Origin of the sequence: Luteimonas vadosa (assembly GCF_039543545.1) — a bacterium.
In the GTDB taxonomy this organism is placed as follows: Bacteria; Pseudomonadota; Gammaproteobacteria; order Xanthomonadales; family Xanthomonadaceae; genus Luteimonas; species Luteimonas vadosa.
Genome location: NZ_BAABJY010000002.1, coordinates 446831 through 468971, shown reverse-complemented (window position 1 = coordinate 468971; position 22141 = coordinate 446831). Strand labels below are relative to the sequence as shown.

The 22141-nt window shown below is 69.0% G+C and carries 20 protein-coding genes; 6 read left to right on the top strand and 14 right to left on the bottom strand.

What is annotated here, in order from left to right; all coding sequences use genetic code 11:
* Window positions 1-68 precede the first annotated feature (68 nt).
* Window positions 69-302 (bottom strand): hypothetical protein, encoded by a 234-nt coding sequence (locus tag ABD970_RS08035; protein WP_345294974.1) that lies wholly within the window; start codon window positions 300-302, stop codon window positions 69-71.
* 139 nt (window positions 303-441) lie between these two features.
* Here ABD970_RS08035 and ABD970_RS08030 point away from each other — a divergent pair, with 139 nt between their 5' ends.
* The gene (locus tag ABD970_RS08030) at window positions 442-1389 is read left to right on the top strand and encodes a hypothetical protein (protein ID WP_345294973.1); all 948 of its coding nucleotides are present in this window, start codon (window positions 442-444) and stop codon (window positions 1387-1389) included.
* On the opposite strand, the gene ABD970_RS08025 is transcribed toward ABD970_RS08030, so the two are convergent.
* The 5 genes from ABD970_RS08025 to ABD970_RS08005 all read right to left on the bottom strand — a co-directional run bounded on the left by ABD970_RS08025 (window position 1386) and on the right by ABD970_RS08005 (window position 6433).
* Window positions 1386-4271, bottom strand: coding sequence for a bifunctional diguanylate cyclase/phosphodiesterase (locus ABD970_RS08025; protein ID WP_345294972.1), 2886 nt, complete (start codon window positions 4269-4271; stop codon window positions 1386-1388). The two genes, ABD970_RS08030 and ABD970_RS08025, sit on opposite strands and share 4 nt — an antisense overlap.
* 150 nt (window positions 4272-4421) lie before the next feature.
* Complete coding sequence (locus ABD970_RS08020; protein WP_345294971.1) at window positions 4422-5126, bottom strand: aquaporin; 705 nt, start codon at window positions 5124-5126, stop codon at window positions 4422-4424.
* Window positions 5123-5626 (bottom strand): arsenate reductase ArsC, encoded by a 504-nt coding sequence (locus tag ABD970_RS08015; RefSeq protein ID WP_345294970.1) that lies wholly within the window; start codon window positions 5624-5626, stop codon window positions 5123-5125. Before ABD970_RS08015 ends, ABD970_RS08020 begins: the two co-directional genes overlap by 4 nt.
* Window positions 5623-5991: an ArsR/SmtB family transcription factor gene (locus tag ABD970_RS08010; protein ID WP_345294969.1), complete on the bottom strand. Its 369-nt coding sequence runs from the start codon at window positions 5989-5991 to the stop codon at window positions 5623-5625. The genes ABD970_RS08015 and ABD970_RS08010 overlap by 4 nt, the downstream gene beginning before the upstream one ends.
* Before the next feature lie 82 nt (window positions 5992-6073).
* A complete protein-coding gene (locus tag ABD970_RS08005; protein WP_345294968.1) occupies window positions 6074-6433 on the bottom strand; it encodes a DUF1428 domain-containing protein in 360 nt (119 codons plus the stop codon).
* A gap of 188 nt (window positions 6434-6621) precedes the next feature.
* Here ABD970_RS08005 and ABD970_RS08000 point away from each other — a divergent pair, with 188 nt between their 5' ends.
* Complete coding sequence (locus ABD970_RS08000) at window positions 6622-7416, top strand: NRDE family protein (protein ID WP_345294967.1); 795 nt, start codon at window positions 6622-6624, stop codon at window positions 7414-7416.
* Between the two features lie 361 nt (window positions 7417-7777).
* Here the strand turns inward: ABD970_RS08000 and ABD970_RS07995 are convergent, their stop codons facing one another.
* The 7 genes from ABD970_RS07995 to ABD970_RS07965 form a co-directional block, all read right to left on the bottom strand.
* Window positions 7778-8176, bottom strand: coding sequence for a hypothetical protein (locus tag ABD970_RS07995; RefSeq protein ID WP_425563095.1), 399 nt, complete (start codon window positions 8174-8176; stop codon window positions 7778-7780).
* Window positions 8177-8241: 65 nt separating this feature from the next.
* Window positions 8242-8439 (bottom strand): PspC domain-containing protein, encoded by a 198-nt coding sequence (locus tag ABD970_RS07990; RefSeq protein ID WP_345294966.1) that lies wholly within the window; start codon window positions 8437-8439, stop codon window positions 8242-8244.
* Window positions 8440-8529: 90 nt separating this feature from the next.
* Window positions 8530-9597 carry a class III poly(R)-hydroxyalkanoic acid synthase subunit PhaC gene (locus ABD970_RS07985; protein ID WP_345294965.1) on the bottom strand — a complete coding sequence of 356 codons (1068 nt, stop codon included), beginning with the start codon at window positions 9595-9597 and terminating at the stop codon, window positions 8530-8532.
* 1 nt (window position 9598) lies between these two features.
* Window positions 9599-10750 (bottom strand): class III poly(R)-hydroxyalkanoic acid synthase subunit PhaE, encoded by a 1152-nt coding sequence (gene phaE, locus ABD970_RS07980; protein ID WP_345294964.1) that lies wholly within the window; start codon window positions 10748-10750, stop codon window positions 9599-9601.
* Between the two features lie 60 nt (window positions 10751-10810).
* Window positions 10811-12469, bottom strand: coding sequence for a GGDEF domain-containing protein (locus tag ABD970_RS07975; RefSeq protein ID WP_345294963.1), 1659 nt, complete (start codon window positions 12467-12469; stop codon window positions 10811-10813).
* Between the two features lie 122 nt (window positions 12470-12591).
* Complete coding sequence (locus ABD970_RS07970; protein ID WP_345294962.1) at window positions 12592-13224, bottom strand: CDP-alcohol phosphatidyltransferase family protein; 633 nt, start codon at window positions 13222-13224, stop codon at window positions 12592-12594.
* A gap of 117 nt (window positions 13225-13341) precedes the next feature.
* The gene (locus ABD970_RS07965) at window positions 13342-15192 is read right to left on the bottom strand and encodes a 3-hydroxybutyrate oligomer hydrolase family protein (RefSeq protein ID WP_345294961.1); all 1851 of its coding nucleotides are present in this window, start codon (window positions 15190-15192) and stop codon (window positions 13342-13344) included.
* A gap of 107 nt (window positions 15193-15299) precedes the next feature.
* Between ABD970_RS07965 and ABD970_RS07960 the strand changes: the two genes are divergently transcribed.
* The 4 genes from ABD970_RS07960 (at window position 15300) to ABD970_RS07945 (ending at window position 18514) form a co-directional block, all read left to right on the top strand.
* The gene (locus ABD970_RS07960; RefSeq protein ID WP_345294960.1) at window positions 15300-16103 is read left to right on the top strand and encodes a 3-hydroxybutyrate dehydrogenase; all 804 of its coding nucleotides are present in this window, start codon (window positions 15300-15302) and stop codon (window positions 16101-16103) included.
* Between the two features lie 229 nt (window positions 16104-16332).
* On the top strand, window positions 16333-16992 hold the full coding sequence (locus ABD970_RS07955; RefSeq protein ID WP_345294959.1) for a response regulator: 660 nt from the start codon (window positions 16333-16335) through the stop codon (window positions 16990-16992).
* Window positions 16993-17232: 240 nt separating this feature from the next.
* Complete coding sequence (locus tag ABD970_RS07950; RefSeq protein ID WP_345294958.1) at window positions 17233-17637, top strand: DoxX family protein; 405 nt, start codon at window positions 17233-17235, stop codon at window positions 17635-17637.
* Between the two features lie 70 nt (window positions 17638-17707).
* On the top strand, window positions 17708-18514 hold the full coding sequence (locus ABD970_RS07945; RefSeq protein ID WP_345294957.1) for a dioxygenase family protein: 807 nt from the start codon (window positions 17708-17710) through the stop codon (window positions 18512-18514).
* A gap of 13 nt (window positions 18515-18527) precedes the next feature.
* On the opposite strand, the gene ABD970_RS07940 is transcribed toward ABD970_RS07945, so the two are convergent.
* A complete protein-coding gene (locus tag ABD970_RS07940) occupies window positions 18528-21887 on the bottom strand; it encodes a hybrid sensor histidine kinase/response regulator (protein WP_345294956.1) in 3360 nt (1119 codons plus the stop codon).
* Between the last annotated feature and the right edge of the window lie 254 nt (window positions 21888-22141).

Here is a 22141-nt window from a genome sequence, read left to right as displayed (position 1 = left end):
ATGCAGGAGCTAGCGCTGGTACGCGCTAAGGCTTGGATCGCGGGAGGCAAGCGCCCCCGTTCACGCGTTTACACCCGGTCGTCGAGTCCTCTCACCCCGGCCTGCTTCGCGCAATGCGCGCAGCAGTAGAAGATGCCGTCGTGCTCGCTGCCGTGCCCGATGATCGTGCACTTGCAATGCGTGCAGCGGGGCGCCAGTGCATGGATGGCGCATTCGAATGAGTCGTAAGTCCCCGTCCTGTCCGGGGTCGTCACGGTGAACGCCTTGTCGTAGTCGTTGCCGCATACGTCACAGACCGCCATGGCTCGCTCCGGTTTTCCAGTCGTCCAGGTGCGCAGTGTCGATCGGATCGCGCCCACGCAGCGTGAAATGCAGGGTCGTTCAAGCTGGCTTTAGGACGCAGGCGCAATGATGGCGGCCCCGCCCCGGGACGCGCCCTAGTTGCATATTCGCCTTCACGCATGGTCGATCGTACTGCTCGCGGCCCTGGGCTCCGTCCCGCCCACCGACGCCCGGCGTCCGGAACGCACCACCGAAGATTCGTGGGGCGTCCGCCTGCTCGGGACGCGGGTGGAAACGCTCAGCAAGGTCAACATGGGCATGCCCGCCCGGGATGGCTCTTTGCGCACGCGCCACGTCACCACGCGCCGCCTTTCCGGTGCCGCCATCGAACTGCACGCCGACCTCGAGACGGCGGCGAAGCTCGACGCGCAGGCACCCGACTTCGCGCCGGAACTCGACACGGCCCTGCAGTGGCTGCAACGCATGCGTCCGCCCGGGCAGCCGCGCGCGAGGATCATCCTGACCCTGGTCGATACCCGCCATCGCACCACCTGGCGGCGTTCGCACCCCGTGGCCCGCGCGACGATCGTCGACGTGCTCGTGGCCGTCCCCGATGCGCCAACGCCACTCTCGGTCGGCGTCGGCAAGGCCCTCTCCACGGCATTGCATGAAATGCGGCATGCGCTCTCGGCACGCGGCGGCGGCGCGCGGCGACCCAGCCGACGGGACGACGAGTACCAGGCGTCGCTGGTGGAGTCGTGCTACCTGGTTTCCACCATGCGCACGGGCGACACCCTCCGGCTGACGCCTCGCGAACGCGCCGGCATGCACGAGTACTTCGTCAGTGCCCAGAGCCGCAACGCGGCGCACGACGCCGTCCGCGACCTCGTCCGTGCGTCGGGCACGCCGATCGTGCGCTGGTACGACGGCACTGCGCGGGCGGGGCTCGAACGCGCGTGCGCCAACGCCCTGCCCACGCTACCTGCCACGCAGGCGGACACCGCCGTCCCCCACGCTGCGGGAAGCCGGCAAGGCCGCACCGGCGCCCGACACAGGAGCCGGGCGCCCCGTTCGCCTCCCCCTCCCCTTGGCCGACCAGGCGCCTAGCGGGATGCCAGCCAGTGGCTGGCCGGCGCAGGCCTGCCGAACAGGTAGCCCTGCCCCAACTCGCAACCCATGCCGAGCAGGGTCGTGCGCTGCGCCTCCGTCTCGATGCCCTCGGCCACGATTTCCACGCCCAAGGCCTTGCCCAGGGCGAGGATCGCCTCGATCACCGCGCTGCTGCGCATCTCGATGGGGCTGCCCGCGAACGGGGTGACGAAGCTGCGATCGATCTTGATCATCTTCAGCGGGAACCGGTGGACGTGGCCCAGCGACGAGTAACCGGTGCCGAAGTCGTCCAGCGCCGCCTCGATGTTGGCCTCGCGCAAGCGGTGCAGCACGGCGACCACCGCTTCGGGGTCGTTGAGCAAGGTACCTTCGGTGACTTCCAGCCTCAGGCGCGCGGGATCGAAATCCAGCTCCGACGTCAGCGCGAGCATGCGCACGTCGAAATCCTCGCGCTGGAACAGGCGGGGCGACACGTTGAGCGTGACGTAGCGGTCGGTCCCGACCAGCTCGCGGCTAGCGGCAAGCGCATGGTGGAACATGCGCCAATCGATGGCCTCGATCAGGCCGCTGTCCTCGGCCACGTCGAGGAAGTCGCCGGGTGCAAGCAGGCCGCGCTGCGGATGCCGCCAGCGCAGCAAGGCTTCGTAGCCCAACGTGGAGCCATCGTCGAGGCGAACCAGCGGCTGGAAACAGGGCTCGAACTCGTCGCGGACCAGCGCGTCCCGCAAGCCCTGCTCCAGGTCCAGCACGTCCATCGCGTTGCGCTGCATGACTTCGTCGAACAGCTCGAACCGGCTGCGCCCGGCCTGCTTCGCGCGGTACAGGGCGATGTCCGCGTCGTGCAGGATCTGGTCGGCGGCGGTGTAATGGCCGTCGACGACGGCGATGCCGACGCTGGTGGAGACCTGCAGCGACCGCCCGCTCACTTCCAGCGGCGCCTCGAAGGCATCGAGCACGCGACGGGCCACCTTCGTCGCGATCTCGGGCATGGGCTCGCCCTGCAACAGGATCGCGAATTCGTCGCCCGCCAGCCGCGAAACGATGTCTGGCCCCCGGACGCACTGCCCCATGCGGAGCGCGACTTGCTTCAGCACCGCGTCGCCGGCGAGGTGGCCGAGGCTGTCGTTGATGACCTTGAACCGGTCGACATCGACGTAAAGCAGCGCGAATCCCTTGAGCGGATCCCGTGCCAGCGTGGACAGGGCCCGGTCCAGGTGGTCGCGGAGGTAGCTGCGGTTCGGGAGACCCGTGAGTGCGTCATGCATGACCTGGTGCTGGAGCTTGGCTTCGACCTGCTCGCGCACCGCGATCTCGGCCCGCAATTCCACCGTGCGCTCCTCGACGCGCCGCTCGAGCTCGACATTGGCCAGGCGCAGCTGTTCGGCGGCGCGATGCCGCTGCAGGCTGCTCGAGATCTGGTGGGACGCGAACGTCAACAGCTCGACGTCCCGGTCGTCGTAACCTTCGTCGCTCTCGTAGTCCTGCACGGCGACGACGCCGATCGCACGGTTGCTGTCGAACAGGGGCACGCCAAGCCACACCTTCGTTGGCGTCCCGACCATCGCCGAATCGATGTCGCCGGTGCGCAAAAGTTCACGCGAACGCTCCAGGTCGACCAGTTGCGCCTTGCCCGTCCTGAGGACGAATTCAGTCAGGCCGCGGCCGCGTCGCCGCGCCCCCCAATTGCGCTCGAACTCGTCCCGGACGTAAGGGAAGGTGACCTCTTCCCCGTCTTCCGAGAGCAGCGCGATGAAGAAGTTGCGTGCATTGATCAGCTCACCGACGCTGTCGTGCACGTGGCGGTAGAAGTGCTCGCGCGACTCGTCCAGTCCGGCAAGCGCCGCGATGCGGTAGAGCGTGGCCTGGAGCCGCTCGCCGCGCTTGCGCTCGGCGACCTCGTGGCGGAGTTCCCGGTTCGCCTCCGCCAGTTGGGCGGTTCGTTCCGCGACATGGCGCTCGAGTTCGTCGCGGCCCTGCTTTCGCTCCAGCGCGGTGAGGATGTGCTCCGCCACGAACGCCAGCAGGCTCATCTCGGCCACCGTGTAACGGGTGCCCTCGACGTAACTCTGCACCACCAGGGCGCCGCGCACCTTGCCATCGCGCAACATCGGGACGCCGAGCCAGTCGCTGCTGTCGGCGCCTTGCCAGTTGACCGGCCCGGGCACCTGGGCACGCAGCTCGTCGTCGTTTCCCATCAAGGGCTTGCCCTCCCGGATCAGGTACCAGGTCAGGCCACGCTCGAGCACCGACAGCGGCACGTCCTCCCCGGGCTGGGGGCCGTCGGTATCGACCGTGTCAACGAAGTAGATGAAGTTCAGCGTGTCGCGCTGGCTGTCGTAGAGCGCGATGTAGAAATTCTCCGCGTACATCAGCTCCGAAACGATGCGATGCAGCCCACGCAGCATTTCCGGCATTTCATGGTCGGAGCCGGCCATGTCGGCGATGGCGTAGAGCGAGCGTTGCAGCAGCTCCGCCTGCTCGAGCTGTTCGATGGTGCCCTGCAGATGCTGGATCGACAGGACCTCCTCCATGCGAAGCGAGGTCAACGCCAGGACACCGTGCCCGGGCGAGGGGCAGCCCGCCGGGCAATGCACCGCCGCGACGCGGGCATCGCCATCGTCGTGCATGACGTGGACATTCGGCGAAGCCACAAGACCGGCCCGGCGGTCGCCGACAGCGTCACGAAGCTCCCGGAGTACTTCGCCAGGCACCGCGGGCGGGAACGTTTCGATCGAGAATGGCCAGTGCGCGGACCAGGCCACAGAGGCACCGGCGGCAGCCGCTCCCCCGGCCTCCAGCAGGATGCGCGCCACCTCTTCCGGCGTGATGGCACGCAGCAGCGCACCGGCCAAGCTCTCGCCGTCGGGCACGACTTCCATTCGGTCACTCGCCGAAGCGTTCATTCCTTCCCCCCGTACGTCCTTGCCAACCGTAACATCCATGCATTATCGCCCCATCATGCATCGGTGCCCCCTGCGCTCCAAGCGAACAGGCAATGCCTGCGGCGCCGGCCCCGAGCACGTCTAGACTCAGCGCGAGTCGGCAATCGCGGGCGCCGCGGCCCGCTCCGCGGCCGGGGCAGGTCCGAGGATGCGGTGGAGCAGGAGGGCAGCCATCACGCCCAGTCCCTGCCCAATCAGGAAGCCTGGCGCGCTCGGGGGCGCGATCCCTGAGAAACTGTCGGTGAACAACCGTCCGAGCGTGACCGCCGGGTTGGCGAAGGACGTCGACGCTGTAAACCAGTACGCCGCGCCGATGTACGCGGCAACCATCGGAGCCACGCGGTACGGGGGCGCACGCAGGACCACGAGCAGCAGGCCCGCCGTGGCGACGACTTCCGCCAGCACCTGGCCGCTCCCGATGCGCGCTTGGGACGACAGCTGCAGGATCGGCGACTGGAACATCGCATGCGCCAGCCAGACGCCGATGATCGCCCCCGCGCATTGCACGGAGGCGTACGGCGCCACCGCGCGCCACGGCATGCGGCCTTCCATCGCTAGGCCGAGGCTGACGGCGGGGTTCATGTGCGCACCGCTGACCGGACCGAAGACCTCGATCAGGACGTACAGCGCGCCTACGGTGGCCAATGCGTTGGCGAGCAGCGCAAGCGCGACGTTCCCGCCCGCCAGCCGCTCTGCCATGATGCCCGACCCGACCACCGCCACCAGCAACACCGCAGTGGCAACGAACTCCGCCAGCAACAAACGGGGCGACGAGGGGGCATCCGCGCTCATCGGGCGACGACCTCCCCGATTTCGCCCAGCTTCGCCTGCATGGCGAGCCGGTCCAGCTTCTCCAGCGGAAGGGCGAGCAGCAGCTCGACCCGTCTGCGCAGTGTGGCGAACGCAGCCAAGTAGGCCTGCCGACGCGTGTCTTCGTCGCCCTGCACCGCCGCCGGGTCCGGGACACCCCAGTGGGCGGTCGCCGGGTGCCCGAGCCAGACGGGGCAGGCCTCGCCGGCGGCGTTGTCGCAGACAGTGATGACGATATCCATCGACGGCGCGCCGGGCCCGGCGAACTCGTCCCACGATTTGCTGCGCAGGCGCTCGACCGGATAGCCCAGGGACCTGGCCAGGTCCGCGGCCATCGGCTGCACCTGCCCACTGGGTTGGCTGCCGGCACTGTAGGCCTCGAATCGTCCTTCACCCAGCTTGCCCAACAAGGCCTCGGCGAGGATGCTGCGCGCGGAATTCCCCGTGCAAAGGAACAGGACGTTGAGGCGGCGCTGGGTCATGGGACGGGTCCGGTCGGGGAAGGGCGGGATGGACTGGGTCTGCCTGCGGACGCTGCAGCGGGGGTGGCGGGGGTGCATGACGCACCTTCGCAGCAGTTCTCGGTCAGGAACTCGATCAGCGCGTACATCCGTTCGAAGTCGGCACGCACGCGGATCACCCGTCCTTCGCGCTCGTCGCCGACCAACCCGGCCGCGCGCAGGACATTGAGGTGGGCCGACAGCGTGGCCGGCGGGATCTCGAGCCGCTTGCGCAAATGGCCTACCGGCAAGCCGCCGGGGCCGGCCCGCACCAAGGCCCGGAATGCCGCAAGGCGATGCTGGTGCGCCAGCGCATGCAAGGCGGCAACGGTGGCATCGGGGTTCATGTTTCCATGATTCCAGAATCATGGAAACATGACAAGGATTACATCCGCCCGGGACCGGGGCCGCGCTGGCCCCCGCACACAGTCAAAGTTCGACGATTGGCTTGAATCCGCCCCAGAACATCCGCTTGCCGTCGAACGGCATGTTGCCGGGATCCATCATGTCGGCAAGGCGCGGGTCGGCCATGACCTTCTTGTTGATGCGGTCGCGCTGCGCCCGGCTCTTGTAGACGATCCATGAAAACGCCACCACCTCGCCGCGCTTGAGCTGGACGCTCTTGTCGAACGACGTGACCTTGCCGGGTGGTACGTCGTCACCGATGCATTCGACGTAGGCCAGCGCACCGTGCTCCTTCCACACCTTCCCGGCACGGCGCGCCAACTTTCGATACGCATCGATGTTCTTTTTCGGTACCGGCACTACGAAGCCATCGACATAACTCATGGGGCTCTCCTCTTCGTCTGTTAGAAACGGCACGCCTCCGGCGGCAGTCCCATGGCACGCAACACGGAAGATCCGGCAGGCGCGCGGCGATGCGGCAAGCCGCGATCGGCATCATCGCGCGCCGCCTGTCCATCCGCGTTAAACGCGCGTGGACGACCCGCGACCGACGCGCCCGCTATGCTTTCGCCATGTGCCTGATCGCCCTCGCCTGGCGCGTGCATCCGCGCTACCAGCTCGCGCTGGTCGCCAATCGCGATGAACTGCATGCGCGACCCGCTGCCCCGGCCTCGTTCGATCCGGAGGCAACCGATGTGTATGGAGGCCGCGACCTCGTGCAGGGCGGCGGCTGGCTGCAGGTCTCGACGCGCGGCAGGCTGGCCGCCGTGACCAATGTCCGCGTGGGGCTGGCGCCCGGGCAGGCGCCCCGCTCGCGTGGCTGGCTGGTGCGGGACTTCGTCCGCTCCGGCAGCGCTGCGCTGGCTGCTGCGACCGCGCTCGGGGTGTCCGCGTCCGAGTACGGCCGCTTCAACCTGCTGTTGCATGACGGCGAGTGCCTGGTGGTCGCGACCAACTACCCCGGCCCCGCGCATTCCGCAATCGAGCCGGGGATGCATGCGATGTCCAATGGCGCCTTCGACGCCCCCTGGCCCAAGAGCGCCCACGCCACGCGTGCACTCGATGCCTGGCTGCACTCCCGGGCCGCCGAGGCTGCGGCGGTCGGCATGCCTGAAATTTCGCCGCTGTTCGACGCGCTGGCCGATTCAACTCCGGCGCCGGACGCCACCTTGCCCGACACCGGCGTGGGGCTCGACCTCGAGCGAGCGCTTTCGCCGGCGTTCGTCCTGGACGAGCGCTATGGCACGCGCTGCAGCACCGTTGTGCTGGTCGAACGCGACGCCCTGCTGTTCGCCGAGCGCCGCTTCGCGCCTTCGGGCGTGCTGCTGGACGAATCGTTGATCCACTTCCCGATGGCCCGACGCTGACGCCGCGCGGCGGGTCCCGAACCTTGCCATTGGCGATGCGCAGTGCGCGCAAGTTCGAATCAACTGCTTGCCGCACCATCCGCATGCCGGGACTTCGGAATGTCAGGCAAACACGCGAAATCAGGTCGCGACGGGGCTTAGAAGCAGCGACCCGGCGCACAGCAATCCAAATCCCGGACAAGCAGAAGGCCCAGTCTTTCGGGTTGCCCCGATCGGCTGAGCCTTCCTTGTCGAAGCGATTGCTTCCGGCTTTCGCCTTCCGCTTTTTCTTCGACGTGGTGAGATTACCGCGCCCCTTGTTAGGTAATCGTCAAACGGCACGACCGTTCGTCGGCACGTCTTGGTGCGGCGACGGGTGCGCTCACCAGGGCCACCACCCGGCCCCGGTCCGTGCATAGCGGTCGGCGGCGCGCTCGAACCGGTTGCGCACGCTGATCCCGCCGCAGAGCAGGTACAGCGGCAGGAACAGCGGGCCGAGCGCCATGTACTGCAGCACGTGCGCGCGCTCGTGGTCGGCGAGGATGACCCCGGGCTCGTCGACGAGCCCGGCGCGGTGCGCATAGGTCAGGCACTCGGCATCGAGGCTGTCGCCGGTGTGGATGATGACGTTGCCCAGCGTCAGCGCTCCGCCGGGCCCCCACGGCCATTCGTGGAACACCACGGCCAGCTCCCTGGCCCGGACGTGCGCATGCGCGCCGAAGGGCAGCCCGGCGACTCCCAGCAGCAATCCGATGATGGTGTTGGGCGAGGTCCAGAGGATCCCGAGGACGCGCCACAGGGCGCGCAGGACTCCGTGAACCGACGCCCCCCGGAACCCGCCTTCGCTCACTCGCCTTCCGGCATGACCAGCCACAGGACCAGGTAGACCAGGATGCCGGGGAACGCTACCGACACGATCGAGCCGATCACGTAGATGACGCGCAAGAGCGTTGAGCTCCAGCCGAAACGCCGCGCGATCCCGCCCATGACGCCGGCCAGCACGCGGTCATCGACGGAGCGGGTGAAGGGTCTGTTCTCGTTCATGGCGGCCTGCCTTCCGGGCTTTGGCAGGAGTCTAGCGCGTCGCCGATGGACCGGCCTTGGGCGACCGGCGCGCCGAGCCCGCTTCGCGCCTCACGCCCGCGCCGCCAGCCAATCGTGGATGGCGCCAGGCACTTCCTTCTGTGCCCTGCCGGAGACATAGATGCCGATATGGCCGCCACGGAACGACAGCTCCGAATAGTCCTGCGTGCCCACCAGTGCCTTGAGCGCCTTCGATGCCGCCGGCGGAACAAGGTGGTCCTGCTCGGCGAAGATGTTCAGCACCGGCATTTCCACCAGCCCCAGGTGCACTTCACGCTCGCCGATGCGGATGCCGCCGTTGACGAAGCCGTTGCCCTGGTAGAACTGCTTGATGAACTGGCGGAACGCCTCGCCGGCCTGGTCGGGAGAATCGAAGATCCACTTCTCCATGCGCAGGAAATCCTCGATCGCCGCCTTGTCGTCGAGGATGTCGACGAGCCCTACGTACTTCTGGACGAACAGCCGCCAGGGTTTGAGCGTCAGGTAGCACAGGTTCATCAGGTCCGCCGGCACGTTGCCCAGCGTATCGACGAACAGGTCGACGTCCATCCCGCGCGTCCAGTTCGACAGCATGTTGTCGTCGGTGTGGAAGTCCACCGGCGTGACCATGGTGACCAGGTTCCTGATCTTGTCCGGATGCAGCGACGCGTAGCACAGCGAAAACGCCCCACCCTGGCAGATTCCGAGCAGGTTGATCCCGTCCAGGCCATGTTCCTGGCGAAGGTGGTCGACCGCCCCACCGAGGAAGCGCTCGATGTAGTCCTCCAGCGTGAGGAACCGGTCCGATCGGTCCGGGTAGCCCCAATCAATGAGGTAGACATCCTCGCCACGCGCCAGCAGGTTGCGCACGATCGACTTGTCGTCCTGCAGGTCGACCATGTACGGGCGGTTCACGAGCGCATAGCAGATCAATAGCGGGACTTTCGCCGTCGGCTCGGCGTTGCCCTTGAAACGGTAGAGCACGGTTTTCCCGTCGCGCCAGACTTCCTGCTTGTCCGTCGCGCCGTAGTCCACGTCGTCGACTTCGCGCAGCGTCTGCAGCCCGGCCCCCAGCTTGCGCTGGAAGCGCGCGGCCTCCTCGGCCAGCTTCGCCGGACTGAAATTCAAGGGGCCGGTCATGTCAGCGCTTCCCCTTGCCGGCGGCGCCCGGCTTGCGCACGGTCGCCTTCTTGCTGTCGGCCTTGGGCTTGCTCGCCGACCGGGGGTTCGTACCCTTGCCCGGGGCGCGGGTGCGTGCGCGGGCCCCAAGTGACTTTGGCTTCGCTTTTGCCTTGGCGCTCGTCTTGGCTTTCGCCTTTGCCGGCGCCTTCGGTTCGGTTCCGGCATTCGCTCCCGCAGTCGGCCTCGTCTTGGCTTGCGTGGCCCCGCCCGTTGTCGCCGGCATCGCGTCCCGCATCCGGCGCACCGCCCGCTCCAGTTCGACGATCTTGCGGTGCGCGCCGTCGAGCTCGCTGCGCGTCGGCATGCCGAACATCGCGCTGGCTTGTTCGACTTCCTGCTGCACCGCGCCGCGCAGGCGCATCTGCGCATTCACCAGGTTGCCGTACGCCGTACGGAACTCGGGCGACAACGCGATCTCCGCATAGGCTTCCTCCGCGGCGTCGATCCACAGGTCGAACAAGGCCCGTGGCGAATCGAGCTGCCGCCCCGGCTCCTCGCGTTCGGCCAGCTTGGATTCGAAGATCTCGTAGGCCGACTGCGAGGCCTTGAGCATCAGCGCGTTGTACGCGCTTGCCTGCTGCTGGACCTCCATCTGCGCTTCGGCCAGGCGTTGCGCGCGCTCCTGGTGCTCGCGGGCGAAACCGAATTGCGGAAGACGCAGCCAGCTCGCGCCTTCGTCGCGGAACGCGCTTAGGAACGGGGAGGCGTCCTCGATCCATTGGTCCATGCCCTGCAGGCCCGGACCGCGCATGCTCCGCAGCATTTCGGGGAACGGATTGTGGCCGGCGGCGCCCAGCGCCTCCTTCCAGGCACGCGTGATCTCGCCGGCGCCGGCATCCTGTCCGGCGAACTGCGCCGCGACCTGTTGCATCTGGCCGTACCACAGCTTGGCCTGCGCATTGAACTGATCCAGGGCCACGTTGGCCTGGGATTGCTCGCCGCGTGCCGCTCGCGCCCACCAGTCCATGGCGTCGTGCCAGGCCTTGGCCCCCGCCATGCCGGGGGACGGGGTCGCCGGGGCCGATGCCTGCCGCATCGCGTCGCCCCAGGCGCCCCAGTACTGGCGCGCCAGGGTTTCGAATTCGTTCTCTTGATGCTCAGGCTTGGCCACGTTTCCATCCCGTCCAGCGAAGCGGGAAGGTTAGCACCACAGGCGTGGCCGCCCAGCCGGTCAGGTCCCGGCGGTGGCCACGCGCACCCGGTTCCGGCCCTCGCCCTTGGCCTGGTACATGGCCTGGTCGGCGCGGTCCACGAGGTCCCCGCATGCGGCGGCAGATTCGGCGGACGCAAGCCCGATGCTGATGGTCAGGCGGATATCGTGGTCGGCCACCGTCTCGCCGACGCGCTCGACCTCTGCCCGGATGCGCTCGCCGATGCGCAGCGCCTGCTCCTGGTTGGCACCCGGGAGCACGGCGAGGAATTCCTCGCCGCCGAGCCGACCCAGGCTGTCGCCGGCGCGCAACTCGCTTCGGATCACTCCCACCGCCACCGTCAGGCAGGCATCGCCGACGGCATGGCCGAACCGGTCGTTGACCAGCTTGAAGTGGTCGAGGTCCAGGTAGAGGACGGACACGCCGTTCGCGGCGCCCGCCGCTGCGCGCTGCAAGCGTTCCAGGATGGCCCGGTGGTTGAAGACGCCCGTCAGCGGATCGAGCTCCGCCGCCACGACGGCCACGTCCCGTTCGTCGAGCACCGCATGCATGCGCTTGGCCACGCCGACGGCGAGCATCAGGGAAGCCCAGGCCGAGGCGTAAAGCGGCACGTACTCGTTGTCCGGGTAAAGGCTGGTCAGCCGCAGCAACTCCAGTTCGCGCAACCCGTCCAGCACCAGCAGCGGCAACCATGCGACCAGGAAGAACCATGCCTCGAGGTTGCGTTGGCGCACGCGAAGGACCAGCGTCACCAGGAGCAACAGCGTTCCCAGCGCCAGGAGGACGCTCCCGAACGCCGGCAACGCCTTCCCCGCGAACGGCGACAAGGGGACCCACGCCAACACGGCCAGGACGAGGAAGCAGGCCGCGATCACCTGCAGCGCCCGGCCGAGGTTCGGCAGGTGCCGGCGAGTCCCCAAGAACTCGACGGCGAACAGCAGCAGGAAAGCCTCCTGCAGCGAGCGTGCGAACCAGATGATGCGGTAGTCCGTGGTCGCCAGCCACTGGCCAACCGGGAGACTGTAGAACTCCCCGAGCACGAGCCCCTGGAACAACAGCATGGCGGCGATCGACGCCGCGAGGTAGAGCAGTTCGCGGGCGCGCATGACCACGCCGAAAACCGCCACGACGACCATCACCATGGCGATCCCGGCGAACAGGCTCCACACCCATTGCAGGTGCCGGATGTCCGCGGCTTCGAATTCCCCGTTGGTCACCAGCTCCATGCGCATCGGCAGGCGCTGCCCTGGCTCGACCCCGATGTAGACGGGCTGCGAAGGCTCCCAGGCATCCGGCAACTCCAGCACGAGGGCATGCCGCGAATGCGTGCGGTCGAAGTCGCTGGAGCGCAGGGACATGCGCCGCAACCGGTAATCGGGCGGCATCAGCACCTGCACCGTATTGGTGTACGGCGCGTACAGCGCGAGGATCGGGTGCGAGGGGTTGTCCCACGGCCGGTCGATGCGCACGCGCCACCACTGCATCCGCTGGCGATCCGGACCAAGGTAACGCGCGGGCGCGTCCTGCTCCACGAAGCCCGGGTCGGCGGCACGCGAGGCCAGTTCAGCGGGCGTGGGTGGCTCGCGGTCACCGGGCCAGATGGCGGTCTCGAGTGCCGGCAAGCCTTGCGCTCGCGCTGCCAGGACGAACACGCACAGGAGCGCGCCGACCCAAGGCATCGCCTTGTGCGCCATCGATCGCCGCGCCAGGTACGCACGCAAAGAGAATCGGCTGACCACGCATCCCCCCCAAGGAATGCCGAAAGTCTAACCGACGCATGGCCTTCGCGCGGCTGCCCGGGCTAGGGTTTCGGGATTCGCAGCGTCTTGCTGATCATCAATGATCCCGACAGGGCGAAAGCCAGCGACAGAGGATGCAACTGCCACGGGCCCAATTGCCACTGGCCGAGCCAGATCGCTTCGCCCAGCCTGCCCTGCCAGGCCATCACGGCGAGCGCGATCACCAGCGCGAGGCTGGTCGGGATCGGGGTCCCCTCGAAGTACTTCACCTTGTCGCTGCCCTCGGCCAGCGTTTCGGCAGTGACGTTGTAGCGCGCCAGCCGGCTGACGCCGCAGCCCACGAAGTAACTCAGGATGACCCAGTCCCAGCCACCCTGCATGCCGCAGGCATAGGCGAGCGCCGCCGGTGCGACGCCGAAGGAAATCACGTCAGCGAGCGAATCGAGTTCCCGGCCAAGGGTGGAGGCGACCTTGCGCCAGCGGGCGATGCGGCCGTCAAGCGCGTCGAACACGAAGGCCAGCGGGATCAGCGCCATGCCCAGCATCAGGTCCCTAACGACGCCGTCCTGGAGGAAGCGCATCGCCGCGAACACCGCGCCGGTACCGCAGAAGGCATTGGCCAGCGTGAACCAGTCGGCGAGGTGGAATTCGCGAAGCATCGAGAAATGGCGGCCGCGAGGCTTGGGCTCTGACATGGCGGGATCCGGGTAAGGCGGGCGGACAGCGTGCCAAATGCCGCGTGAAAGCGCACGGCTTCACCGTCCCGCCGCCGGAAATCGGCCCTGGGTCTCGCCGTCAACGACGGCTGCGAATCAAGGCGGTATCGCCAAGCTCCCGGCCCGGAGTGGCATGCCCGCGCCACGCGGCACGGCGGCGACCACGGCATCCGCGGGCATTGGAGCGCCTGCCTCGAGGTGCGCGCTGACGCGATCGAGTGCCGCGTAGACGTAGGGCAGCAGCGGCACGTAACGCGACGCGTAGTCGGGCAGGCCCAGGAACGCATCGAAGTGCTGCGCGTGGCGCACCTGCCAGTAACGCACGTCCCTGCCCGCCTCCCGGGCCATGGCCACGTAAGGCGTGCTGGTGAAGCCCATCGGCAGCAGGCCGTCGTCGGCACCGTGGACCACCACTACCGGCAAGCCTTCCCGTGGCGCCGAGGCACGGGTTTCCGCGATGCCGCGGCGCACGCGGTCGGCGCCTGCAGACCCGCCATCCCACAGCGCGCGCAGGCACTGCAGGCCGGGCAGGTCGGGGTCGGGCGCAGCACGCTTCGCGTCGACGATGCCGATCCCCGCCCCGGGCGGAATGCCGCTGCCGTCCGCCCACCAGGCCGCTCGCTCGGTGTCGGTCGCCTTCCGCGGCGATCCATCGGCCGCCTGCGCTGCGAACGAATATCCACACGGATGCTGCCCGACGCCGTAGCGGCCGTAGGCCGAGGCGTAGGTCACCGCCACGGCGCGCCAGAGATCGAAGCCAGCGGACAGCACGCCTGCGCGCAACGCCTCGTCCGTCCAGCCGCGGGCACGCAGGTGGTCGTACGCTGCCTTCGCCCGTGCCGCGGTATCGGCACCTTCGACGACCCCGGACCCTGCCAGCACGGCGCATCGCTGCGACCATGAGGGCGCCACCTGCGCCGCGAGCGGCGGTTGCGGCAATCCCTCGAGATGCAGCAGCGCGCAGGGCATCCACAACGCCGCCTCGGTGGCGTAGTCGTAGAGCGCGCGGCTTCCGTAGCCCTCCACCTGCACATTCGGCTCGCCCGCGACCACGGCATCGAGCCTTCCATCGTCGATTTCCGCCGCGCGCAGCACCGCGCCGCCGCCATTGGAAATGCCCGTGGCGATGACGCGGGTGTTCTCGAAGGTGAAGGGCGCCGCCTCCGGGAATGCCTCGTCGAGCATCGCCAGCGCGAAGCCGGCGGCCTGGAGCACGTGCCGGCCCCAGTCCGACTCCGGATTGTCCTTGGAATGCGCGTGCTTGACGGCGATGCCGCCAGCGCCTGCCGGCTGATCCGGCGCGAACGCAAGCCCACCCGCGTCCAGCTGCCCCACGCGACCGTCGACACCGACGCCCAGCCCCGCATCGAGGTCGAAGTAATCGGTGCCGGCGCCCTTGTCGGTGTAGGCCACGGCGCAACCCTTCGGCAAGCCCCACGCCCCGCCGACCGCGATGGCGCCGTACACCCCGCGCGATCCGGAGGACGCCGCCACCACCAGGCAGCGCTTCCCCGCGTCGAACCCATCGGGCACTTGCAACAACACGCGGTGCGGATGCGTCGCGCCCGGCACGCTGGCATACGCCGCGAACTCGCGGCCCGGCACGGATGCCACGCTGCCGTAGACGTCGCCGTAGCCTCCACCCGGAGACAGGTCGGCGATACCGCGCCAGTTGCTCCAGATCGCGCGCCGGCGCAGCTCCGCGGGCGTCGGCTTCGTCTCGTCCGCGAAGGCGGGCGGCGTCGGCGCGCGCAGGCCGTCGAGGCCTAGGCCGGCGGTAAGCAGGTCGTCGTCGCCACGATGCACCGTGGCCCGTACGGATTCGAACGCCATCGGCGACTCCGTCATGGCGCGGCCGGGGCCTCGCGCGGGGCCGTGCGCGGCACAGGCCGCGCACAGCAAGGTCAAGGCAAGGGTCGCGACCGGCAGCACGGGCAATTTTTCCATGCCGCCACCGTAGCAATCGCCTGCCACCGCCGCATCGTACTTTGGTACGGGCTGGAGGCGGGCCGGAGTTTGCTACCGTGGACCGGTTCCCCCCACTTGACCACATCATGCCAGACACCTTCCTCTCCGGTCGCACCGCGCTGGTCACCGGCAGCACCTCGGGCATCGGCCTGGCCATCGCCACCGCGCTGGCCGCCGCGGGCGCGCGGGTCGCGATCAATGGCCTGGGCGACGAAGCCCAGGTCGATGCCGCCCGGCGGCAGGTCCACGACGCAGGCGGCGGCGACGTCCGTCATTTCGATGCCGACCTTCGCGACCCGGACGCCATCGCCGCGATGATGGACAAGGTCGCGAACTGGTCCGCGCCCGACATCCTCGTCAACAACGCCGGCATCCAGCATGCCGTTCCCATCGCCGAGATGCCGGTGGGCAAGTGGGACGACATCCTGGCCATCAACCTCAGCGCCGCCTTCCACACCATGCGCGCTGCCCTGCCCGCAATGGCAGCCAAGGGCTACGGACGCGTGGTCAACGTCGCCTCCGTGCACGGACTGGTGGCGTCCGCCAACAAGGCACCCTACGTCGCGAGCAAGTTCGGCATCGTCGGGCTGAGCAAGGTCGCGGCACTGGAGTACGCCAGCGCGGGCAGCCGCGACAGCGGCGGCGTGACGGTGAACTGCATCTGCCCGGGCTGGGTGGAAACGCCGCTGATCGAACCGCAGATCGAGGCGCGCCGGGATGGCGGCACGCGGGAGGACGGGGTGCGCAGCCTGCTGGGCGAGAAACAACCCTCGCTGCGCATGTCACTGCCCGAGGACATCGCCGCCATGGCGGTCTGGCTCTGCCGCAGGGAAGCGCACAACATCACCGGGGCTTCGTTCCCGATCGATGGCGGTTGGACCGCGCAGTGACGTCCTTGCCAGCCACCGGGTCCTGCCGGCGCGCTGCGCTTCCCGCCGGCGCTTTCCCCTTCCTGCTCCGCTTTCGCGCCGCGCCTGCTCGCGCGGTCGCTACCTGGCCGGGCTGAGCTCCCTGCAACCGCAACCGCATCCGTCCGGCTGATCACCGAACTCCGTCCCGGCGACAGTCGCCCACCAACCGGGACGGACCCAGGGACCTTCCTCTTTCGCGAATCCCGCCATGCCCAGCCTGCTCATCGCCGATGACCATCCGCTGTTCCGCGCGGCCTTGCGCGGGGCCGCGGCCGACGCGATCGCCGAACTCGAGGTGCGCGAGGCCGAATCGCTTGACGGGGTGCTCTCCGCGCTCGAGTCCAATCCCGACATCGACCTGGTCCTGCTCGACCTGCACATGCCCGGCAACCACGGGCTGGCCGGCCTGGCTGCGATCCGGGCACAACATCCCGGGGTCGCGGTCGTCGTCGTTTCGGCCAATGACGACCCACGCGTCATCCGCCGCGCGCTGGACCATGGCGCAGCGGGATACCTGCCCAAGAGCACCGGCCTGAACGAACTGCGCGACGCCATCCGCACCGTGCTGGCTTGCGAGCAATGGTTGCCGCCACCGCTGCGGGGCGCCGTTGCGAACGCCCGCTCCTCCACGGACGACACCCGGTTGGCGGCGCGCCTCGCCAGCCTGTCGCCACAACAATTCCGCGTGCTGGTGCTGGTCGCGGAGGGCCTGCTGAACAAGCAGATCGCCGACCGGCTCGACATCCAGGAACGCACCGTGAAAGCGCACTTGACCGCGATCTTCGAGCGCCTGGGTGTCCGGAACCGGACCCAGGCCGGGGTCGTCCTGCGCGAGCTGGAACTGACGGACCCTTCCCGCCAGCTTTGACACGGGCGCCCGGGGAGCGGCGGACCAGCACGCCTTTGGCGCAAGTGCCCGTCTCGGACAGCCAGCGCGCGCACGACGTGGGTTGGAGCATCCACGGACAAACTGCTTACATTTTCAGAACGATTCGTTGTCTATTGCCTGCTTTATCAACACCAATGCCGCCAATAGAGTGATGGCTGTCCGGAGACGGCATGGGCGCCTCGCCCAGCCCCGCCGGCCATTCCCCAACGAGGAGCCGTCATGAACGCATCGCTTTCCCTGCTTGGCCGCGCCGGCCTTTCCCTGATCTTCATCATTTCCGGCTGGGGCAAGATCGGCGGATACGCCGAGACCCAGCAGTACATGGAGGCCATGGGCGTGCCCGGCGCCCTGCTGCCCCTGGTGATCGTGCTGGAACTCGTCGGCGGCCTGGCGATCCTGGCCGGGGCGGGCACCCGCTGGTTCGCCCTGGCGCTGGCAACTTTCTCCGTCGCCAGCGCCGCGCTATTCCATGCCGACCTGGGCGACAGCGCGCAGGCGATCCAGTTCTGGAAAAACCTCGGCCTTGCCGGCGGCTTCCTGACCCTCGCCGCCCACGGTGCCGGGATGTACAGCCTCGACCATCTCAGGGCCGCTCGCCGGGATATGCAGCCGGCTTGGGACTGACTGCCCGACGCTGCCGCCACGGTCCACGCCACCAATCCGATCCATTGCCAGCCGCAAGCGAGGAGCCGCGATGAACACCCCCTCCAACCCGGCTCCCGCCCTGTTCGTGTCGCATGGTTCCCCCATGTTCGCGCTGGAGCCCGGGTTGCTTGGCCCCCAGCTGGCGAAAATCGGCCAGGCGCTGGCAGGACTCTCCGCGATCCTGGTCGTGTCCCCCCATTGGCAAACGGGTGGCGTGGAGGTGGGCACGAACCCCGCCCCGCCGACGCTCCACGATTTCGGCGGCTTCCCTGCTGCGTTGTTCGATCTCCAGTACCCGGCCCCGGGGCATCCCGGGCTGGGCCAGGAGGCGGCAAGCCTGCTCAGTACAGCGGGATTCCAAGTTTCCTTGCACGCCACGCGAGGCCTGGACCACGGCGCCTGGGTGCCCCTGCGCCACCTCGCCCCGGATGCCGACATCCCGGTGTTCCAGGTGTCACTGCCGCACGACGCGACGACCGCCGGCGCCCTGCGCATGGGCGAGGCGCTTGCGCCCTTGCGCAAGCGCGGCGTCCTGGTGGTCGGTTCGGGCAGCCTGACCCACAACCTGCACGAGTTCCGCCGCGACGTGCGCGACCCCGAATACGCCCAGGCGTTCGCCGACTGGGTTGCCGACGCGGTCCTCGCAAGAGACGTGGAAGCGCTGTTGGACTATCGCCAGCGCGCCCCGCATGCCGGGCGGGCGCATCCCACGGAGGAACACTACCTGCCGCTGCTGGTGGCCGTAGGTGCCGCCAGCGATACGGATCCGCGGACGCGCGTGGTGGGCGGGATGACCGATCGCGTCCTGTCGATGGACTCGTTCGGGTTCGGCCTGCCGGAGCCGCCGACCGGCTAGCGGTCTTTCCCGCTTAACGGGCCGGGCGGTCTTCGGAAGCCAAGGTCCGAGCCGCCAGCAACCGGTCCAACACCGACTTGAGCGCAAGCGGCTTGACCGGCTTGAGCAACAGCGGCAGCCCCGATTCGTGCACCGCGCGGCGCACGGTTTCCCCGCCGTCCGCGCTCAGGACAAGCGCCGGGCGGGCCCCGTGGAGGGTTGCAAGGCGACGATGCACGTCCACACCGGTATCGCCCGCGTCGAGGTGATAATCCAGGACCCACAAATCGGCGGGCTGGCGGTCCAGCGCGGCCTTCGCCGCCTGGAACGAGGTCGCGCAGGTGACCTGGCAGCCCCAGCCACGCAGCACCTGCGCCAGGGCGTCCACGGCGGAAGATTCGTTGTCCACGGCGAGCACGTGCAAGCCGGCCAGAACAGGCGCGTGGCCCCCGCCGTGGACGTGCTCCGGCGGCCGGGCACCCGCCACCTGCACGGCAAACACCGTGCCGATCCCTGGCTGGCTCCGCAGCGACAGCGGCGCCTCCAGCAGTCGCGCGATCCGGTCGGCGATGGCAAGCCCGAGCCCGAGCCCCTGGCCATTGGCGTCTTCGCCGCGGCGGAACTCCTCGAAGATCAAGGCCTGCTGCCCGGAGGCGATGCCGACGCCGGTGTCGTGCACCTCGATCCGGACGTCGCCACGGCTGCGGCGGACGCCGAGCAGGATGCCCCCGCGTGGCGTGTAGCGCACCGCATTGGCCAGGAAGTTCTGCAGGATGCGCCGCAGCAATTGCGGGTCCGTCCGCACCCACGCCGTGGTGGGCCGGTAGCGCAGGGCCAGCCCGCGTTCGGCGGCGAGTGCGCCGAATTCCGAGGCCAGCGGGTCGAGCACCTCGGCCAGCGGGAAGTCGCGCGATTCAGGGACCAGGCCGCCCGCCTCCAGCCGCGACATGTCGAGCAGGCCGGTGAGCAGGTCCGTCGTGGAATCCAGCGCGCCCCGGATCTGGTTCACCGACGCGCGCTGGCCCGGGTCGAGCGCCTGTTGCGCGAGTGCGTCGGTGAACAGATGGGCCGCGTGCAACGGCTGCAGCAGGTCATGGCCGATGGCGGCAAGGAAGCGGCTCTTGGCGTCGTTGGCGGTCTCGGCATCCCGCCGTGCCGCATCGAGGCTGGCGGTACGCTCGCCGACGCGCTGCTCCAGGGTTTCGTTGCTGCGGACTAGCTCGGCCTCCGTGCGCCGGTAGGCGGTGACGTCGGTGAAGGTCGCGACGAAACCGCCACCGGGCATCGGGTTGCCCCGGATCTCGACGATGCTGCCATCGGGAAACACGCGCTCGGTGAGGTGGGGCGTGCCGGCGCGCATCCAGCCCAGGCGGCGCGAAAGGGCCGCCTGGGGCGTGCCGGCGTGCGGCATCCGCTGCAGTGCCCATGCGGTCAGTTCCGACACGGATCGCCCGACCTCCAGCATGCCTTCGGGGTAGCCGAACAGCTCGGCGTAGCGACGGTTCCACGCCACCAGCCGCAGGTCGCGATCGACCACGCTGATGCCCTGGCTCATGTTCTGCAGCGCGGCCTCGAGCACGCGCTGGTTGAAGCGCAGGTCCTGCGAGGCCTCGCCGACGATCGCGGCCACGGTGTCGAAGTCGCGGCCGGCCTCGCGGCGCGCGGCATCGAGCAGCAGCCGAGCGGACGCCGAGCCCAGGACCGTGGCCAAGGCCTGTTCCAGGGTCGCTTCGCTGCGCGGCGACACCGCGCCGACGGCGGGCGCGTCGGCAAGCGCGGATTCAACCGTCTCGCGAGGCAGGAAGCGGAGCCCAGCTTCGCGCAAGGTGTCGGCATCCAGCCCGCGATGGCCCGAGCGACGCGGCGACGACTGCGACCACGCGGCCCACAGCCATGTCGTGACGACGCCGGCGAACAGGCTCACGCCCACTGCCCGTCCGAGCCGGCTCCATCCGGTCAAGCCGACGAAGGCATCCGGCGCCAGCCAACGCCACCCCCACGGACCGGCGACCAGCCAGCCGGCGTCGCCTTCGCGCGCAGCCACCAGGACCGGAACCAGCAGCAGCCAGGACCAGGCCAGCGCTGCCACCGCGATGCCGGCGATCACCGCCCGCGGCGAAGTCTGCGGACGCCACAAGGCGAACCCCATGGCCGGCGCAAGCGTGGCCAGCGCGGAGAACGACAGCGCGCCGACGTCGGCCAGCGCGTCGTTGCCTGCGATCAACCGGCTGTAGCCCCAGGCCAACAAGACGATGGCGAGGATGCCCAGGCGCCGCTGCATCAGCACCGCGCCGCGCAGGTCGCGTCCGCGCGACGACCAGGCGCCATGCAGCAGCAAGGGTGCCAGCAGGTGGTTGCCGATCATCAGGCTCAGGGCCAGCGTGCTGACAATCACCATGCCGGTGCCCGCACTGAGTCCCCCGAGGAAGGCCAGCAGGGCCAGCCCGTCCTGGCCCTGCGACAACGGCAGGGCCAGCACGTAGAGATCGGAAGGCACGGTCCCGGCGCCCAGCCAGGCTTCGCCGGCGCGCGCCAGCGGCAACACGGGCAAGGCGATCAGCAGCAGGTACAGCGGAAACAGCCAGCGCGCGCGCAGGACATGGCGCTCGTCGCGGCATTCGACCGCTCCGACGTGGAACTGGTGCGGCAGGGTGAACATCGCCAACACCCCGAGCAATACGAGCGGGGCGAACCCGGACCAGTCCGTCGCGGCATCGGCTTCGGGCATCGGTGGCACGGCGGCGGATGGCGCATCGGGCAGCCGCAGCACGAACCAACCCAGCGCCAGCATCGCGCCGAGCTTGAGCAGGGCCTCGAACGCCATCGCCAGCACCAAGCCGCGATTGTGCTCGGCCGCACTGGCGCTGCGGGTGCCGAACAACATCGCGAACGCGGCCATCGCCAGCGCGACGTAGAGCGCGCTGTCCTGCCACGCCGGGACGCCGAGCGCGTCGGTGCGCACCAGCATCGCGAAACTCATCGCCACCGCCTTCAGCTGCAGCGCGATGTAGGGGACGATGCCGACCAGCGCCACGAGGGTGACCACGGCCGCCAACCAGCCGTCCTTGCCCAGGCGCGCGGCGATGTAGTCGGCCAGCGACGTGGCATTGCTCTCGCGCACCTGGCGCACGAGCCGCACCAGCACGCCTGCGCCGAGCACGTACAACGCGATGGTGCCGACGAAGGTCGGCGGCAACGCCCAGTCGTAGCGCGCCGCCTGCGTGACCGTGCCGAAGAAGGTCCACGACGTGCAGTACACGGCGAGCGAAAGCGCGTAGATCGCCGGCCAGCTTCCTTCGAAGGCCCGCGGCCGGCGCTCGCCGTAGACGGCGATGGCGAACAGGACGCCCAGCCACAACAGCCCGGCGCCCACGACGACGCCTTCGGTCAGCATCCCGGCTTCCAGGCATGCCGTCGCACTCGTGCTTGCTGGGATCGGCTGGTCACGTCCGATGCATCCCGGTGGCGGCCAAGCGCGCAGCATACCCGTGGCGTGGGCGCACGGGCGATGTCACGCACTCTCGTCCAGACCCACAGGGCAGCGCACCCCAGGCGAACCGGGCCCGCGAATCGACCGGGCGCAGAATGCAAAAAAACCGGCGGAGCCTTGCTCCGCCGGTTCCCTCGTGACGTGCCGGGGGCGGACCG